Raw genomic sequence first — 15,470 nt, 5'->3', positions numbered from 1 at the left:
AAGCCCGCCGACAGCCTGCCGCGCCCACGAGATACTCAGGCAACCGGACGTGGCAAACGTCCTGTTCACCGAGCACAGGCCCCGCCTCCTAGTGGAGCGCTCCAAGCCAGCCAGAGCGGCGCAAGTAAGGCAAGGTCTACGGCGTCTGCGCTGGCGACGAGCCAAACCCCCCTTTTGGGGAAAAAACCCCAAAAAAAACGACCAGTAACCCGGCGTGCGTGGCACAGGAGCCCGAGGACTACGCAAGCGCGTGATCGAGCAGATCTCCGCCTGGTCTGGGCGGCGCCAAGCCCGAGGCCCAATGATCCACTGCGTCCGCTCAAGCTTTCACACCAAGGGCAGACGCCGCACCGGCGAGGTGGGCTGAATGACGGGCCGACGGCTGACGGCCACGTCGGCCGGAGGTGTGAGCGCACCCCGGACCGGCTGCGGGTCTGCGTACGGGCCGAGGGGATCGTGCCAAGCGATACGCCGGTGTCCCCGTGGCTCTCCGGCGTGACCGTCATCGCGTCCGGCCCGGCGAGGTCGTCGGACTGGTCGGGCACAACGGCGCGGGCAAGTCCACCCTGCTCAGGACGCTCTCCGGGGCGATCAGGCCGGACGAGGGGACGATCAGCGTGAACGGCGGCCGGATGCAGCTGACCGGCCCCGCGGTCGCCCTGAAGGCCGGCATCTCCACCGTCTACCAGGAGCTGTCGCTCCTGCCGAACCTCACGATCACCCAGAATGTGTTCCTGGGCCGCGAGCGGCGGCGCGGCACGCGGACGCTCGACGGCGAAGGCATGCGCCGGGCGGCCCGGGACCTGGTCGATCGCTTCGGCCTGCGGGTCGACGTGGACCGGCCGCTGGGCCACTATCCGGTGGCCACCCGGCAGCTCCTGGAGATCGCGATCGCCACCGAGCGCGAGACCCGTTTCCTGCTCCTGGACGAGCCGACGACGAGCCTGGAGGGTGAGCAGGTCGACAGGCTGCTCGAACTGATCAGGTCCTTGACCAGGGAGTCGGGACTCGGCGTACTGCTCGTCGACCACAAGCTCGACGAGCTGTACGCCGTGGCCGACTCGGTCGTGGCCCTGGTCGACGGCGAGGTCCGAATCGCCGGGCCGGTCGAGGAGACCGACCGGGCGGACGTCATCCGCGCGATCGCGGGTGAGGAAGCCGCCGTGCACCTGGCCGAGACCGGGCAGTACGACCAGCTCCCGGTGGAGGAACTGGGCGACCTGGCGTCAGGGCGGCCCCAGGGACGGCGTCCCGTCTCGGCGCTGCCGGCCGGGGCCCGGCCGAGCCTCCGGGTGCGCGGCCTGCGGGCCCCCGCCTCACCGACGTGTCCCTCGACGCCCATCCGGGACGGGTTCTCGGCGTCTACGGCCTTGTCGGGTCGGGGCGCACGGAGTTCCTGCGCGCGCTGGTCGGGCTGGACAGGATCGACGCCGGGCGGCTGGAGCTGTTCGGAGAGCCTTATCGGCCGCGCAACCCCTCCCACGCGCGGCGAGCCGGCGTCGTCTACCTCACCGAGGAACGCAAGATCGACGGGATCGTGCCCGGGCTCGACTCCGCCACGAACATCGTCCTGCCCGTGCTGCACGGGTTCTCCAGGTACGGAGTGCTGGACCGCCGTGCCATGGCAAGGAGCGCCACCCGGTTCATGGACCAGCTCCACGTGCGCGGCGACAGGGACGCCCCGGTCGTCAGCCTGTCCGGCGGCAACCAGCAGAAGGTCCTCCTGGCGCGAGCGCTGGCGCAAGAGCCCCGGCTACTGCTTCTGGACGAGCCCACCAAGGGCGTGGACATCGGCGTGAAGACCGAGATCCATCGCCTGCTCCGCCGCCTCGCCTCCGGGCAGGGCATGACCGTCGTGGTCGTGTCGAGCGAGGAGGAGGAGATCCTCGACGTGTCCGACGACGTCGTGACGTTCTCGCACGGGCGATGCGACGGCGTCACCCAGCTCGCCTCCGAGCTCTCGCTGGTCAAACTCCGGCAGGTCGCGTGGGGGGCGGCATGATCCCCCGCCTCGGGCCCGCTCCCCAAGAAAGGCAACAGAGAACAGTGATGGCCGCTGCTGCGAATGATGTGCTGTCCGAGGGCCGCGAAATCGTACGCCGGGAAGCGGACGGCGTGCTGTCCGTCGCCGACCAGCTGGACGACAGCTTCGTGGAGGCGGCCCGCCTGCTCTACGACTGCGAGGGCAAGGTGTTCGTCACCGGGGCCGGGACCTCCGGGGCGGTGGCCCGGCGCATGGCTCATCTGCTGTCCGTCTGCGGCACGCCGGCGCTGTTCATCCAGGCGGCCGACGCCCTGCACGGCACGATGGGAGCCGTCACGGAGGGCGACATCCTGATCGCGATCTCGCGGGGCGGCGGGTCCCGGGAGATCAACGACTTGACCGAGCGCGTACGGGAACGCGGTGCCCGGGTGATCGCCCTGACGGCGGTCACCGAGTCCGAACTGGGGAACCGCGCGGACCTGGTGGTCAAGCTGGAGAGCCCGCCCGGCGTGGATCCGGGCGAGGTGATCGCCATGGGTTCGACGCTCGTCACCGCGGTGTGGGGCGACGCGCTCGCGTACGTCCTGATGAGGCTGCGCGGCTACGGATGGGAGCAGGTGCTGCACAGTCACCCGTCGGGGGCCGTCGGGCAGATCGACGACGCCCCGGAGCCCCTGCCCGCGCTGACCTTCGACACCGGCACCGAGGCGGCGGGCGTGTCGAGGGGCACGGTCTGACCATGCCCCTCGTCGCAGGCATCGACAGTTCGACGCAGTCCTGCACCGTGGAGCTCCGCGACGCCGATGACGGTGCGCTGCTCGGGACCGGCCGCGCCCCGCATCCGGTGACGCACCCGCCGCTCAGCGAGCAGGATCCCGCGGCCTGGTGGCACGCCCTGGCCACCGCGCTCGCCCTGGCCTGCCGGGACGCGGGCGTACGGCCGGGCTCCATCGACGCCGTGAGCGTGACCGCCCAGTGTCACGGCCTGGTCGCCCTCGACGCCGCCGGCCAGGTCCTGCGGCCTGCCAAACTGTGGAACGACACGACGTCCGCGCCGCAGGCGGCCGGCCTGGTGGCGCGCTACGGGGCCCGGAACTGGGTGCGCGCGACCGGCCTGACCCCGACCGCCGCGCTGACCGTCACCAAGCTGGCCTGGCTGGCCGAGCACGAGCCCGGCAACCTGCGGCGCCTCACCACCGTGCTGGTACCGCACGACTGGCTGACGTACCGGCTGACCGGCGAGCGTGTCACGGACCGGTCCGACGCCTCCGGGACCGGTTACTACGCGGCGTTCGAGAATCGGTGGCGCACCGACCTGCTCACCGAGCTGGTGTCGCCGGACGTCGACTGGGACGCGGCGGTTCCCCGGGTGCTCGGCCCCGCCGAACCCGCGGGCCGCGTGCTGCCCGAGGTCGCGGCCGAGCTCGGGCTGCGGCCCGGCGTGCTGGTCGGCCCGGGCGGCGGCGACCAGCATCTCGGCGCCGTCGGTCTCGGCCTGAGGACCGGCGACGTCGCCTACAGCCTCGGCACCTCCGGGGTGGTGCTGTCGGTGAGTGCCGACCCCGTCTTCGACTCCACCGGCTGGGTGGACGGCGTCGCGGACGCGACGGGAGGCTACCTGCCGCTGGTGTGCACGCTCAACTCCACCAAGGTCACCGACACCTTCGCCCGCCTGCTGGGGGTCGACGTCGGGACACTGGGCCACCTTGCGCTGGCCGCCGACCCCGCGCAGGCACGGCCTACGCTGGTCGCCTATCTGGACGGTGAACGCAGCCCGGACCTGCCGAAAGCCCAGGGGGTGATGGCCGGCCTGACGACCGCCTCGACACGTGAAGGCCTGGCGCTCAGCGTGTTCGAGAGCGTGATCTTCGGGCTGGTGCGCGGGCACCAGGCGATCGACGCCGCGGGCGTGCCGACCCCGGGCGAGGTGGTGGCCGTGGGCGGAGGCGCACGATCCCTCGCCTACCGGCAGGTCCTCGCGGACGTACTCGGCCGCCCGGTGATCACGCGGGACGCGCCCGAGGCGAGCGCCCGGGGTGCCTGCGTCCAGGGCACCGCAGTGCTCTCCGGTTCCGACATCAAGGACGTGCGCGACGCGTGGCGTCCACCTCTGGCGGCGACCGTGACTCCCCGGCCCGGCGACTCGGCCGCGCTGATGGAGCGCTACCTGCTGCTCGCCGAACAGGTGAGGGCGGACAGTGGCTGACAGAGGCTGACAGATCGCCGTCTCACAGCCTCGTGCACCCGTCCTCGACCGCATCCCCCGTCCACAGATTCGTGCACCCGCCGTTCACATATCCGTGCAAAGGAATGGACCCATGGCCCTCTACGTCGACTCCGCGGAACGCTCGGCCGTCGAACCCCTGCTGGCCACCGGCCTGTTCGCCGGTGTCACCACCAATCCGGCGCTGCTCGCTCGCGCCGGGCTGACCCAGGCCGACCTTCCCGCCGTGTTCACCTGGGCCACGGCCGCGGGCGCGAAGCAGGTGTTCATGCAGACGCTGGGCACGACCGCCGAGGAGATCCTCGCCGCGGGCAGGGGGATCCGCGACCTCGGACCGCAGGCGATCGTGAAGATCCCCGCCACGCGGGAGGGACTGGGCGCCGCCCGTGTCCTGGCGGACGAGGACGTGCCCATTCTGGTCACCGCCGTCCACCACGCGACGCAGGCACTGTTCGCGGATGCCGTCGGCGCGCGCTTCATCGCGCCGTACGTCGGCCGGATGACGGACCAGGGCCGCGACGGCGTCGCCGAGACGATCCAGATGCATCAGGTGTTGTCCGGATCGGGCACGCGGGTGCTCGCGGCGAGCCTGCGCGACCGGGAGGACGTCGCGGCGCTGGCCGCCGCGGGCGTACCCGACTTCGCGCTGAGCGCTCCGCTGTGCGAAGCACTACTGGCCGACGAGCCCACGCTCGCCGCTGCCGACCGGTTCGAGACCATCGCAGCGCGCCGGAATTGACGACGCCTCCGAAATCACGCGGTGTCACCGGCTCTTCCGGACCGGTCTTTCATCGCGGCACACCTTCAGCACCCGGCACGGCCGCTTGACGCCGAAGGCGCCTCGGTGATCGGCGACGAACCGGAAGCGGCTCACCAGTCGGTTGGAGTCGACCCGGTTCAGTGAACACCTGATCTCTGAGGAACCCCGGTTCCCGGAAGAAGTTCACTGTGCCGAAGGCGCATCAGCCATGAGGTATGCGGTTGCGCGGCGAGCCGGTCGAGGCGAGCGTCGAGGTCGTGCCCGGTTCCGCCGAGAGCGCCGGGCGGTCCCCGGGGTCTGCGCGGCGGGGGAGATTGATGCCTGCCTCGTAGGTGAAGATGACCGCCTGCACACGGTCGCGCAGGCCCAGTTTCATCAGGATGCGCTTCACATGAGTCCTGATCGTGGACTCCTCGACGACGAGTGCGGCGGCGATCTCACGATTGGACATGCCCGCGGCGACGAGTCCCAGGGTTTCGCGCTCGCGCGGGGTCAGCGTGTCGAGCCGGGTCTGGCCGGTGAGATCGGGGGTGGGCTGCTGGGCCAGGCGGTCGATCACGCGGCGGGTGACCGACGGGGACAGCAGGGAGTCTCCTGCGGCGACGGCGTGCACGGCGGCGATCAGTTCTTCGGGGCGGGCGCGTTTGAGCAGGAACCCGGAGGCGCCGGCGCGCAGGGCGCCGAAGATGTAGTCGTCCTGCTCGAACGTCGTGAGGATGAGGATCTTCACCGCGGGGGCGGATCGGGAGAGCTGCCTGGTGGCGGCGATCCCGTCGAGGTCGGGCATCCGCACGTCCATGAGGACCACGTCCGGCGTGAGCCGGCAGGCTCTTTCGACGGCTTCGCGCCCCGTCGCGGCCTGTCCGGCGATCTCGATGGCGGGGTCGGCGGTGAGGAGTTCGGCGAGCCCGGCGCGTACCAGATGGTCGTCGTCGGCGATCAGTACCCGGGTCATGCCGGAGTGCCTCCGAACGGCAGCAGTGCGCGGACCCGGAAGGTGCCGTTGCCCTGGCCGGTCTCGAGGCTGCCACCGGCCAGGAGGGCCCGCTCACGCATGCCGATCAGGCCGTGGCCTCCGTCGCGGCACGGGGCAGGGTCGGAGCGGAGCGGGTTCGTGACCGTGAGCTGGAGCTCGGGGCCGGTGAAGTCGAGCCTGACCCGGGCCCCTCCGGCGCCGTGGCGGGCCGCGTTCGTGAGCGCCTGCTGGAGGATCCGGTAGGTGGCCTGGTCCGTTGCGGCGCCGAGTGGTCGCTGCGGTCCTGTGACGTCGAGGTCCACAGGCAGCCCTGACGCGGTGTGGTGGGAGATCAGGGTCTCGAGTGAGGCGACCCCGAGAGGCGTGGCTTCCTCCTGGTCGCTGTCGCGGAGGTTGCCCACGAGCTGGTCGATTTCTGCTGCCGTCTGCCTGGCCAGATCTTCGATCGTCTGCAGGGCTTTCAGCGAGCGTCCGGTGTCCTCGTCGTGGTGGCGCAGCCGGGCGGCGCCGGCGCGGATGGCGATCAGGCTGATCGCGTGACCGGCGGAGTCGTGCAGGTCGCGGGCGATGCGGGCGCGTTCCTCGGCGACGGCGAGCCGTCGTTCGCGCCCGGCCTCGCGGATCGCGCGCCGGCGTTCACGTTCGGTCTCCCGCTCGGCGTCCACGGCCCGCCTGTTGAGCTCGGCCATCTGCTCCCGTCGCAGCCGGGTTCGCTCACCGGCGAACCACGCCAATGTCCAGGGCAGAGCGGTGTGGATGAGCCCGATCCCAGGGAACGATCCCCGCGCGTCGGCCGCGGCGGCCAGATACGCGGCCAGGAGCCCACCCACCACGATGCCGCTGCCTGCCGTCCACCTGGATCGGCGGTGGGTCGCAAGCAGGTAGAGGGCGGTAATGGGACCGAGTACCAGATCAGCTGAATAGCCGAGCCCGGTCAGGAGCACGCCGGCCCCCGCCGTCACCGCGAAGACGGCCAGCGGGAAGCGCCGCCACGCCACGAACGGCACGGCCGAGCAGGCCGCGAGCAGCATGCCGAGCGCGTCGAGCTCCCGGGCGTCGGCCCGGACGGGCGTGGGGCCGCCGTAGGAGAGCAGCGCCAGTGACACGACGAACACGATGACGGCGAGAGCGGCGTCGACGAGCGCCTGGGATCGGGGTGTTCGGGGCCATGACATGACATGGCCAGGGTAACGCCGCAGGTGCTCGCGCAGAGTCGCCCTGAAGGGGGATCCTCCTCCACTCGGCGGGGACGCGAGATCTCCTCCCACGGGGTGTATCGGCGTGATGCCCCGCCTTCGTAGCTTTGCGGCCACCGAAGACAGCGAGAAGGAAGGAATTCCCATGGCCGGAGCCGGAGACGGAATCCCTCGCTGGGCGAAGTTGGCGGGGCTCGTCGTGGCGGTCCTGATCCTGCTGTTCGTGGTCATGATGCTGGTCGGCGGTGGCGGTATGGGCCACCGGATCCCCGATCACGGTGGCGGCGCAGGCTGAGTGCGCCGTCCTTGTTCCCCCTGTTCCGAAACCCGGCAGCGGAGGTGTTCTCGTCATGGGAGTCGCTATTCAGCTCAATGACGTCGTCAAGGCCTATCCACTCGGCGGCGATGAGGTCGTCGCCGTCGATCAACTCAATCTCGCCGTCGAGGAGGGCGAGTTCGTGGCGATCGTCGGTCGCTCGGGCAGCGGCAAGACGACGTTGCTGAATCTGCTCGCCGGGATCGACCGGCCCACCTCGGGGACCGTGTGGGCGGCCGGGGCCGATCTCGGCGAGTTGTCGGAGTCGGGCCTGGCCGAGTGGCGGGGACGGAACGTCGGGCTGGTTTTCCAGTTCTTCCAGTTGCTGCCGACGCTGACGGTGGCCGAGAACGTGATGCTGCCGATGGACTTCGCGGCCAAGATCCCGGCCGTACGGCGTCGTGACCGGGCGCGTGAGCTCCTGGCGCGCGTGGGCATCGCCGATCAGGCCGGCAAACTGCCCGCCATGTTGTCCGGAGGCCAGCAACAGCGCGCCGCCATCGCCCGGGCTCTGGCCAACGATCCGCCGCTGCTGCTGGCCGACGAGCCGACCGGCAACCTCGACTCGCACACCGCGGACGCCGTCCTGGAGGTGTTCGCGCGGCTGAACACCGAGGGCCGGACGATCGTGGTGGTGACCCACGAACGCGACATCCGCTCCATCGTCGGCAGGGAGGTCACGCTGGTGGACGGCCGTGTCGTGGCCGACGAGAGCGTGGTGGCACGATGAGTGGGCTGATGGGGGTCAAGCTGCGCAGGGATCTACGGGCGTCCTGGTCGAGGTTCGCGCTGATGGTGGTGGCCCTGGCGGTCAGCCTGACGGTGTTCGGAGGGCTGCTGCTGGCATGGGCGTCCATCGGCGGACAGACCAGCGGCGCGTACATGAGCACCGAGCCCGCCTCCGCGACCATCGTGCTGGACCAGGGTATCGATCCCGCCAGGATGGCGGCCCTCGTCGAGCAGACGCTCAAAAGGCCGGGAGTGCTGCGAGCGTCCGGGCGGACCCAGTTCGACGCTGCTGTCTCGATCGGCGGGCGGGTGCTGAGCGTGCCGCTCCAGGTGTTCGTGGCGGCGGCGGACGACCCGATGCGGATGGTCAGATTCGATCTGAAGGGCTCGTGGCCACCGGCGCCTGGCGAGATCCTCATCGGCGGCGATTCCCTCGGCCTGCTGGGCGTACGGCCCGACGACGAGCTGACCCTCACGTCTCCGGGCGGGCAACCGCTGCGCCTGCGGGTGTCCGGCACGGTCTACGACCCCAGTCTGGCACCCTCACCCCAGGAGCAGCGGGGCCACGCCTTTCTCTCCGCGGCGTCGCTGCGACCGGCCTTGCTGGATCAGCTGAAGATCCAGGTCGCCGAGCCGGGGCAGCGCACGCCGGCCCGGGACCGTGAGCAAGTGGTGGCGGCGGCCGGTGACGTCGGCGCCTGGCTTCAGCGCGATCTGGGCCTGGCGGTCGCCGAGATCCAGGTGCCCACCCCGTACGCCCACCCGCACCAGTGGCAGGCCGACGTGCTGTTGCTGTCGCTCATGGCCGGCGGGGCGGCCGCGCTGCTGCTCAGCACGATCCTCGTTGCGAACATGCTCAACAACCTGTTCACCCAGCACATCCCGCAGATCGGCATCATGAAGGCGATCGGCGCGAGCGCCCGCAGTATCAGGCGCCTCTACCTGACGATGGTCCTCCTGGTGGCCGCCGCGGCGACGCTGCTCGCTCTCACGCCCGCCACCCTGATCGGCCGGTATCTGCTGGAGACGCTGCTGCAGATCCTCGGCATCCAGAGCGGGGATCTCGCCGCGCCCTGGTGGGCGTACACGGGGATCGTCGCCGTCGGGCTTGCCCTGCCGCCTTTGATGGCTCTGATGCCTGTCCTCAGGGCGAGCCGCATCACGGTCAGAGCGGCGATCGATCATCGCGGAGGTTCCGAGCCGAGCGCGGCCGGCGGCGTCCTGGCCGGACTGGGCCGGATGTCCTGGTCGGACCGTGGCCTGCTCATGGCGTTGCGCAACACCGTCCGGCGTCCGGCGCGATTCTGGCTCGCGGTCGGCATGCTGGCCAGTGCGGGTGCGATGTTCGTCGCGGGAATGTCGCTCAACTCCGGTACCCAGGCTCTGGAGGAGGAGCGCCGGCAAAAACGCTATTGGGACGTCGAGGCGCAATTGGACGGTCCGGCCCATGCGGACGCCGTCGCCGGCGCGGTGCGCAAGGTGCCGGGTGTCATCCGCGTAGAAGTTTGGAACAGGGTGCAGATCGGCCTTGCGGGGACGGGGCGGCTGCCTTTCACCCGCACCTATCCCGATCAGGGGCATGGCAGCGTCTCGGTCAACACCGTGCCCGCCGACCGAGTGTCCGCTCCGCCCCCGCTGCTCGAGGGTCGCTGGCTGAACCCGGGTGAGACCGGCGCGGTGGTGCTGAGCCAGATCGTTCGCGACAACGCCGTTCCCGAACTGGGCGCGGGGGACGCCGTGCGCCTGTTCATCGACGGCGAACCCAGCACGTGGCGCATCGTCGGCATCGTCGAGGAGAGGGAAGGGAGCGGCGGCGGCGCGTATGCCACTGCCGCGGGGTTCGCCGCCGCCAGCGGGCAATCGCAAGTCGTCAACCAGGTCCGTGTCATCACCGCCGGCCACGACGAGCGCACCCGTGAAGCGGTCGCCGCCGCCATCGGGAAGTCCCTCACCGGCGCGGGAATCGAGGTGGGCATCGCAGCCTCGGTCAGCCGCACCAACGCCGCCTCGGCCGGGCACATGGGGCCCGTTCTGCTGGTCCTGCTGGGGGTCGCCCTACCCCTGGGCGTGGTCGGCGCCATTGGGCTGGCTTCCACCATGAGCGCCAATGTCCTGGACAGAACCCGGGAGTTCGGCGTGATGCACGCGATCGGTGCACGACCCAAGATCGTACGCCGGGTCGTGGTCACCGAGGGAGTCCTTCTCGCCCTGGCCGGATGCGTGGTGGCGGTCATCCCGGCGCTCGGTCTCACCGCCGTGCTCGGCGCCGGGCTGGGCAACCTGTTCACCAAGGCGCCGCTGCCGTTCCAGGTCTCACTGCTCGCGGCCGGCATCTGGATGGTGCTGTCCGTGCTGGGTGCGGTGCTCGCCACCGAGGCCGCGGCCGGTCGCGCCTCGCGTATCACCGTCCGTGAAGCTCTCACCTACCTGTGAGCCTGCTGCTCCACGGGCGGATGGCCCAGACGTGGAACAGCGGGTACGGCAGGTCGCCTTCGGACTTCACCGTGAAGGTGGCAGGCCGATGGTCGGGGCCGGTGATGGGCGTCCCGGGATGAGTGGTGCGGCTACCGGCCTTCGGCCGCGCCGTGACCGAGTTCCCCAGCTGGTCCAGGCTCCACCGCCTCGCCGCCCGCCTCGGGCCCCGTCAGGCGCAGCGTCTGCCACCCGTCCGCAGCCGCCTCCTCCCGCCAGTACGGCGGCCACTCCCGCCGCACAGCTGCGGTCGCCGGTGCCACCCGCACGTCGTTCAATCCGCCCGCTCCAGCCCTGTCGCTTCGGCGAACCAGGCGGAGCGGGTGAAGGTTGCCCCTTGGAACATCGTGGCTCGGGTGAAGGTCGCCTTCTGGAACTCAGTGTCGCCGAAGGTCGCTCCTTGGAACATGGCGTCGCAGGTGAAGGTCGCCTTGTCGAAACCAACTCCTGCCGTGACTGGAAGCCGAGTGGCTGGCGGGGGATGTCACCCTCGACGATCTGCCGCCACTTCTTCTCCTGCTCGGCAGGAGGGTGGTAGTTCTCGATGTAGGCGTCGATCTTCTCGAACGCCTTGTCATGGAACGCGCCATGCAGCTCGATGTGATCAGCGCCGTAACCGCCGTGAGGGCCGCTGCTCGTCATGGCTGTGACGATGAAGACGGCGGCGGCGTAGGTGGGGAGGAGGGCCGCGGCGAAGGCGGAAGGTTGTGCTGGGCGCCTTTGCCCTGGACCGGGCCGTGGAAGGTGCCGTGGATCTCCACATGATCCCCGCCATAGGAACGTCCCGCCCCCGGCGGCGGTGATGACGGCGATGTCGCCGGCTCCGTCGCCGCGCTGTGCACGGCCGGGCTTTCAGAAGTCGGGGCCGGTGCGGCACCAGGGGAGGGCTGTTTCAGGCCGTATAGGGCCACGCCGAGCCCGGCCAGGCCGGTGATCGCGGCGATCACACTGGCCAGCCGATCTCCTTCCTCCAACCCGACCCCGGCCACGTAACCGCTCAACCCTGCGGCTACCGCGACCAGGATCCCGCCCGCCCACACCAGTGCGCTTCTTCTCATGCACGCCATCATCAACCCTGCCAAAGAGCCACGAAAGGTGATCGCCCAAGCTAAAGAGAAGACGATCGTGCGGTTTGCCTGAGATGAGGCGTTGGCGCTGATCACTGCACAGCACTACGTCGACTCGCTCATTACTGCTGTTGCGACCGTTCGACCCGGTGGGGTCCGGGAGTGATTCACCATGGGTCGGCGATCCGGCCATCGGCTTCCAGCCCGAACCGTAATAGCTCTCCCCATCGACCGCCCACACCGGCCTGCTCTCGTATCACTGCCAGTTCCCGCAGGGCGGAGGTGTCGCCGGCGTCGGCGGCCGCTCGGGCCAACCGCTCCGCACCTTGCTGATCACCCGCCTCCTCCCGACGTCGCACCAGATCCCGCAGGGCGGAGGCGTCGCCGGCATCGGCGACCGCGCGATATAACCGCTCCGCCCCTTGGCGATCACCCGCCTGCTCCCGCATCTGAGCCAGTTCTCGCAGGGCGGAGGTGTCGCCGGCGTCGGCGGCCGCCTGGGCCAACCGTTCGGCACCTAGCCCATCACCCGCCTGCTCCCGCATCCGGGCCAGTTCCCACAGGGCGAAGGTGTCGCCGACGTCGGCGGCCGCGCGATACAACCGCTCCGCCCCTTGGCGATCACCCGCCTCCTCTTGCATCCGGGCCAGCTCACACAGAGAGGAGGTGTTGCCGGCGTCGGCTGCCGCGCGATACAACCGCTCCGCCCCTTGGCGATCACCCGCCTGCTCCCGCATCCGGGCCAGTTCCCATAGGGCGAAGGTGTTGCCGGCGTCGGCTGCCGCGCGGGCCAGCCGCTCCGCCCCTTGGCGATCACCCGCCTCCTCTTGCATCCGGGCCAGCTTCCGCAGGGCGGGGGTGATGTTGGCGTCGGCTGCCGCGTGGGCCAGCCGCTCCACCTCCGGCCTATCACCACTCGCCCGCTCTTGCATCCGGGCCAGGTCCCGCAGGGCGGAGGTGTTGCCGGCGTCGGCTGCCGCGCGGGCCAGCCGCTCCGCCCCCTGGCGATCACCCGCCTCCTGCCGCATCCCTGCCAGGCTTACCAGGACGGAGGTGTCGCCGATGTCGGCTGCCGCGCGGGCCAGCCGCTCCGCCTCCTGCCCATCACCCGCCTCCTCTTGCATCCGGGCCAGCTCCCACAGGGCAAAGGTGTCACCGATGTCAGCGGCCGCGCGATACAACCGCTCCGCTCCCTGGCGATCACCCGCCTTCCCTCGCATCCGGGCCAGCTCCCACAGGGCAAAGGTGTCACCGACGTCGGCGGCCGCGCGGGCCAACCGCTCCACACCCTGCCCATCACCCGCTCGTTCCCGCATCCAGGCCAGGGTCACGAGGGCGGGGGCGTCACCAGCGTCGGCGGCGGGCCGCCAGAGGGCGGCGGCGTGGCGGTAGCGGCCCCGGTCATGGGCGGCCCGGGCGAGCGCGGTGCGGTCGCCGAGGGTGGCGGTGTGGCGGATGGCGGCATCCCAGAATCCGGCCGGGGGGCACAGCAGGCGGCGGGTTCGGGCGCCGTGTTGTTCGAGATAGTCGGCCAGCCGATACGACGGCTCCCCCTCCTCCTGGCCCGGCGGGGCTGGGGAGAGGCTGGGCCGGTTTTTGATGCGGGTCAGCAGAGCGCGCACCCCTCGGCACGGCCGCGGGTCATTCAGGTAGGCAAACGCCTGTTTTGCCCAGTCATCGGATAAAAGGTCCCATTGCTCATCGCTGAGATATCCAACGGCGGCCTCCTCCAGCAAAAGCCGCGGCAGGGCGGGGCCGTGGCCCAGACGACGAGCGTCCATCGCCGCGTGCACCAGCGCCTGGACCGCGACCGACGCACCGTCATAGCGCTCCATCAGCGCGGGACCACCGGCCAGATACTGGGTTAACGCTCCGGCTTGGGCCCGGCTTAGAGCCTCGGCCAGTCGTGGGTCTTCGTGTGCGCTCGCACGGGCGGCCTGCAGGTCGGAGCCGGTGAAGGTCTCCGGGATCCGCAGGCCAGCGCCTTTGAGGAGCTCACGGACTTGGGCGTGCAGGTCGGGGTCACCGGGTTGGGGGACGGTGGTAAGCCGCTCCCAGTACTCAGGCCACAAGGTGCCCAGCACCAGTACCGGCCCCCGTCCTGGGGTGGCCAGGAGTTCGCGTAGTGCGGCGGCGACCTGCTCACCTGTTGGGCTGGTGGGGGTGTGCAGGTAGTGCTGGGCCTCATTCAGCCACACCACCGTGTACGGGGCTACGTTCTGCAGTTCGGCCAGGGCGGCCTCAGGCCGGTCCGGGCGCAGCGGGTGCCACAACCGCCACGGCGCCGACAACTGGCGGACCGTCTCCCAGCAGGCGCGGGTCTTCCCCGTGGAGGACCCACCGACCAGCACCCGCAGCCGCACACTACCCTCCCCACCCACCCGCGCCACCAAGTCGGCCAACGCCGCATCATGGGCGCGGGGAATGTAGACGGGCAGGACGTCGAGGCCGGCGGCGGCCGCGCCGGCGTCGATCGCCGGGTGCACCTCCAGATCCAGCGCCCGCACCTGCTCGATCAACCGCCCCGGAGGTTCGCCCGGCGCAGCAGCTTGAGCAGATTGCGCTGGGGGCGGGTAGTGGTGGTGATGTTCATAGCGGACCCCGGTAACGCCACCTTGGATGTCGCTGTCGCGAAATTCAATGTGGTCACCACGGTAGTGCTCGCCCTGGCCCTCACTCATCAGGCACCTTGCCCAGCCACGTGCTGAGCGCGGGCGTGCTCCTGGCGCAGCCGCAGCGCAGCCACGGAAATCGGCAGTGCGGTCATCGCGCTGAAGATGCCGATCACGCTGGAGCGTTCACTGGGTGTCGGCACCTGCAGGACGCGGACGAAGAAGCCAGGCGGGCCTGCCTCTAGCGGAGCGGTCAACACCACGACGATCACGCTCATCTTGAGCCGACATGCCGAACGCGCACAACGGTGATCATCGACAGGAGACGGGAGTGAGGGGGTATCGGCACCTTTTCAGGGTGACGCCAGACCTGCGCAAAACGCAGGGAAGTGACATAGGAGTTACCTACGGTGGGTGCGCTCCAGGGTGGCTTACGCGGTGGCGGGATTGCCGCCGTAGGCGCTTTCGGGAGTGTCGATCGACACCATCGCCATCGCGATCGTCGGCGTATCGCCGTCAGTGACCCCGAGCAGCTGGTAGTCGTCGGCGGGCTTACTCGGCCCGACAAAACCAAGATCAACCATCAGTGCGCTCCTGAACGATCCGGCGATGGGGGAGGCGTGCGCGTTCAGCAGGAACATCGCCGTTGATCACCACTTCGTTGCCACCCCTACCGAGCCGGTCATCTACCACCGTTGTGACCCGGCGGGACACCCTCGCAGGCTTGCTCGAAGAAGGGCAGAGGCATGCGCGCCCAGGCGGCCGCCAGCACCGCGTGCGGTTCGGAAATCCCCGAGCACGCCACGGTGACGACCAGGACCGCCGGGTGGTACCTGCACACCAACTGCTACAACTGCGCCTACCGGCTCTGGCCGTCCTACGGCCCGGCTGGTTATATCCGCCCGACCAGCAGCCGTGACTTCCCCATACGCCGTGCCTGACGGGAGAAGCCGACGAGCACCAAGAGCAAGCCACGGTGAGGCGTCGGCACCTCGCAGCGCCGAGCTGGTCGACGCGATTGCCGAAAGAATCCGAGCGCGCTGGGTACGTCCCGTGACATGGGAAAAAGCACAGGCAAGGGCGACTCTGCCCGGATCCAGTCCGCGGCCGCGAGGAACCCTGACAGCAAGACCG

General features: G+C 70.2%; 15 protein-coding genes and 1 pseudogene. 9 read left to right on the top strand and 7 right to left on the bottom strand.

What is annotated here, in order from left to right:
• Positions 1 to 482 precede the first annotated feature (482 nt).
• Positions 483 to 881, top strand: a pseudogene (locus ABD832_RS42015) (ATP-binding cassette domain-containing protein); the annotation flags it as partial.
• Here the strand turns inward: ABD832_RS42015 and ABD832_RS02480 are convergent.
• On the bottom strand, positions 854 to 1,342 hold the full coding sequence (locus tag ABD832_RS02480) for a hypothetical protein (protein ID WP_344887536.1): 489 nt from the start codon (positions 1,340 to 1,342) through the stop codon (positions 854 to 856). The pseudogene ABD832_RS42015 and the gene ABD832_RS02480 overlap by 28 nt on opposite strands.
• On the opposite strand from ABD832_RS02480, the gene ABD832_RS02475 reads away from it, so the two are divergent.
• From ABD832_RS02475 to ABD832_RS02460, 4 genes are all read left to right on the top strand, one after another.
• On the top strand, positions 1,325 to 2,002 hold the full coding sequence (locus ABD832_RS02475) for an ATP-binding cassette domain-containing protein (RefSeq protein WP_344887533.1): 678 nt from the start codon (positions 1,325 to 1,327) through the stop codon (positions 2,000 to 2,002). The genes ABD832_RS02480 and ABD832_RS02475 overlap by 18 nt on opposite strands.
• Before the next feature lie 113 nt (positions 2,003 to 2,115).
• Positions 2,116 to 2,721 carry an SIS domain-containing protein gene (locus ABD832_RS02470; RefSeq protein WP_344887530.1) on the top strand — a complete coding sequence of 202 codons (606 nt, stop codon included), beginning with the start codon at positions 2,116 to 2,118 and terminating at the stop codon, positions 2,719 to 2,721.
• Positions 2,722 to 2,723: 2 nt separating this feature from the next.
• Positions 2,724 to 4,190: a xylulokinase gene (xylB, locus tag ABD832_RS02465; RefSeq protein WP_344887527.1), complete on the top strand. Its 1,467-nt coding sequence runs from the start codon at positions 2,724 to 2,726 to the stop codon at positions 4,188 to 4,190.
• Positions 4,191 to 4,302: 112 nt separating this feature from the next.
• Complete coding sequence (locus ABD832_RS02460; RefSeq protein ID WP_344887525.1) at positions 4,303 to 4,947, top strand: transaldolase family protein; 645 nt, start codon at positions 4,303 to 4,305, stop codon at positions 4,945 to 4,947.
• Positions 4,948 to 5,170: 223 nt separating this feature from the next.
• On the opposite strand, the gene ABD832_RS02455 is transcribed toward ABD832_RS02460, so the two are convergent.
• Together ABD832_RS02455 and ABD832_RS02450 are read right to left on the bottom strand one after the other, a co-directional pair.
• Positions 5,171 to 5,923, bottom strand: coding sequence for a response regulator (locus tag ABD832_RS02455; protein WP_344887522.1), 753 nt, complete (start codon positions 5,921 to 5,923; stop codon positions 5,171 to 5,173).
• The gene (locus ABD832_RS02450) at positions 5,920 to 7,119 is read right to left on the bottom strand and encodes a sensor histidine kinase (protein WP_344887520.1); all 1,200 of its coding nucleotides are present in this window, start codon (positions 7,117 to 7,119) and stop codon (positions 5,920 to 5,922) included. Before ABD832_RS02450 ends, ABD832_RS02455 begins: the two co-directional genes overlap by 4 nt.
• Before the next feature lie 166 nt (positions 7,120 to 7,285).
• Between ABD832_RS02450 and ABD832_RS02445 the strand changes: the two genes are divergently transcribed.
• The 3 genes from ABD832_RS02445 to ABD832_RS02435 are packed head-to-tail and all read left to right on the top strand — an operon-like array spanning position 7,286 to position 10,618.
• On the top strand, positions 7,286 to 7,435 hold the full coding sequence (locus tag ABD832_RS02445; protein ID WP_344887517.1) for a hypothetical protein: 150 nt from the start codon (positions 7,286 to 7,288) through the stop codon (positions 7,433 to 7,435).
• 55 nt (positions 7,436 to 7,490) lie between these two features.
• Positions 7,491 to 8,186 (top strand): ABC transporter ATP-binding protein, encoded by a 696-nt coding sequence (locus ABD832_RS02440; RefSeq protein WP_344887514.1) that lies wholly within the window; start codon positions 7,491 to 7,493, stop codon positions 8,184 to 8,186.
• Positions 8,187 to 8,194: 8 nt separating this feature from the next.
• Complete coding sequence (locus tag ABD832_RS02435; protein ID WP_344887511.1) at positions 8,195 to 10,618, top strand: ABC transporter permease; 2,424 nt, start codon at positions 8,195 to 8,197, stop codon at positions 10,616 to 10,618.
• Positions 10,619 to 11,295: 677 nt separating this feature from the next.
• Here the strand turns inward: ABD832_RS02435 and ABD832_RS02430 are convergent.
• The 4 genes from ABD832_RS02430 to ABD832_RS02415 all read right to left on the bottom strand — a co-directional run bounded on the left by ABD832_RS02430 (position 11,296) and on the right by ABD832_RS02415 (position 14,977).
• A complete protein-coding gene (locus ABD832_RS02430) occupies positions 11,296 to 11,820 on the bottom strand; it encodes a hypothetical protein (RefSeq protein WP_344887508.1) in 525 nt (174 codons plus the stop codon).
• Between the two features lie 71 nt (positions 11,821 to 11,891).
• Positions 11,892 to 14,405 (bottom strand): tetratricopeptide repeat protein, encoded by a 2,514-nt coding sequence (locus tag ABD832_RS02425; RefSeq protein ID WP_344887505.1) that lies wholly within the window; start codon positions 14,403 to 14,405, stop codon positions 11,892 to 11,894.
• On the bottom strand, positions 14,405 to 14,614 hold the full coding sequence (locus tag ABD832_RS02420; protein WP_344887502.1) for a hypothetical protein: 210 nt from the start codon (positions 14,612 to 14,614) through the stop codon (positions 14,405 to 14,407). The genes ABD832_RS02425 and ABD832_RS02420 overlap by 1 nt, the downstream gene beginning before the upstream one ends.
• A 153-nt stretch (positions 14,615 to 14,767) precedes the next feature.
• Complete coding sequence (locus tag ABD832_RS02415) at positions 14,768 to 14,977, bottom strand: hypothetical protein (protein WP_344887499.1); 210 nt, start codon at positions 14,975 to 14,977, stop codon at positions 14,768 to 14,770.
• Positions 14,978 to 15,082: 105 nt separating this feature from the next.
• On the opposite strand from ABD832_RS02415, the gene ABD832_RS02410 reads away from it, so the two are divergent.
• Complete coding sequence (locus ABD832_RS02410; RefSeq protein WP_344887496.1) at positions 15,083 to 15,277, top strand: hypothetical protein; 195 nt, start codon at positions 15,083 to 15,085, stop codon at positions 15,275 to 15,277.
• Positions 15,278 to 15,470: the final 193 nt, after the last annotated feature.

It is taken from the genome of Streptosporangium longisporum (assembly GCF_039534895.1).
Lineage (GTDB): Bacteria > Actinomycetota > Actinomycetes > Streptosporangiales > Streptosporangiaceae > Streptosporangium > Streptosporangium longisporum.
The sequence above is the reverse complement of the archived record's forward strand: the minus strand, read 5'-3'. Positions and strand labels throughout refer to the sequence as shown.